This window comes from Archangium sp., assembly GCF_036388035.1.
Classification (GTDB): Bacteria; Myxococcota; Myxococcia; order Myxococcales; family Myxococcaceae; genus Archangium.
Window position 1 is genome coordinate 1 of the sequence record NZ_DASVSO010000309.1, and the last position, 1,708, is coordinate 1,708.

A 1,708-nucleotide genomic window follows, 5' to 3' on the forward strand; every position below is an offset into this window, starting at 1 on the left:
CAATACGCAGGCGGACATCCTGGTGGATGCGCGCTACATCTACGGCAACCTGCTGTTCGTGGACCGCCAGGGCAAGCCGCTGGAGGGGATGTGCGGAGCGGAGGAGCTGCCGAGCGAGAGGGACCCGGACAGGCTGGGAGAATACCAGTCCATAGCGCCCCGGGACGTGGACACGACGGAGGTGCACTTCTTCCGGGAGGATGACCTCGAGCACCCGATAGCGACGTATGCGTTTGGGCGCAAGGACCCGAGCTACTGCGACGTGCAGCAGAACCCGGTGGACGGGGGCTCACCGGCGACGCACGGAATGTTCGGACGGCTGAGATTGGGGCCGACGCACGGAATCCCGAGGTACGCCAGGGAGAGGTGCCGGGAGCTGGACCGCAAGGGGCAGAGCACGCAGGCGGACCGGGACTACTACGAGGCCAACTGCAAGGACAACCGGAGCAACTTCCTGAGCCTGAGCGCGGGGGACCGGTTGGTGGTGTTCGCCGTCAACCACGCGACGGGCTACGCGGGAATGAAGACGGTGACGGTGCCAGCCATCAACCGCTCGACGAGGGCGGAGGACGGCTCGTGCGCGGCGGATGAGGCGGCGGGTGGCCCGCTGAGCGTGGACGAGTACGGGGAGAACCACAGCCTGTCGCGCTGCACCCAGCAGGAGCTGGGTATCCCAGTGGGCGACGTGCTGATGTATCCGCCGGAAATCGACGTGCGCGTGACGCGCAAGATGGAGACGGAGGGCGAGCCGAAGGTGAAGTTGGAGAGCCTGGTGCGCCATGGCGGAGCGGCCACCACGCGCGACGACCTGATCTACGTCTCCACGCACTGGCGGGTGCGGGTGAAGTCCTATGATGAGGGTGGGACGGACGGTGGGACCGCCGATGGCGGCCAGGTGGATGCGGGGAGTGACGGAGGCGTATGCCGGGGGCCGCTGCCGGATGGCGGGAGCTGCTATCCAAAGCCGCTGGTGGACGAGGGGGATGCGGGTCTGCTGCTGGAGGTGTATTGCTCCGAGCTGTCCGCGGACGCCGGCTTCTCGATGCGCAAGACGTGCATCAACAAGGAGCCGCCGCTGGTCGAGGTCCCGACGGGAGTGCCGCCGCTGGCGGGCCGCATCATCGGCGTGACGGGCACGGCGGTGGCGGGACCCCAGGTGGTGCCCTTCTCGCTCAGGCCGGGTGGCCGCTTCGTCGAGTCGGTGCATGCGGCGCTGCGCTACACCAAGCCCTCGGGCGAGGTGGAGATCCTCAACTCGCTGCCGCGCGCCAGCTACTACCTGCACACCGTGGGTCACGCCATCTACCCGCGCGACCGCAACGGAGACGGCTTCATCCAGCAGAGCGAGAAGAACATCCCGCCGCCGGGCTTCGCCGAGGCGGAGGCCCCCACCCAGGGGACGAACGCGGGGGCGGTCCCCAAGTACGCCCTGGGCCTGAAGAACGTCTACCGGCACATCGAGCCGGATGGGGAACGGCGTGAGCGCTTCGATCTGGCGCTCGAGCACTCCTTCCGCGTGCTCGAATTGAAGAACATCCAGATCTCCGCCCAGGGCAAGACGCCGGCGCAGGACCGTGACCTGAAGAACGAGAAGCCGCCGAGCGCCACCGAGGATGACCTGTCGTACCAGTTCCTCACCCAGCTCTTGGAGCCGGATGTGATGGGGCGGCCCGGCATGGTGAGCGGCGAGTACGTGGTGCGGTTGGGC

Annotated in this window: 1 protein-coding gene; it reads left to right on the forward strand. The window is 67.9% G+C overall.

Going from position 1 to position 1,708, the window contains the following annotated elements:
* The coding region (locus tag VF697_RS12815) for a hypothetical protein (protein ID WP_331094719.1) at positions 1 to 1,708 on the forward strand (1,708 nt) is incomplete at both ends.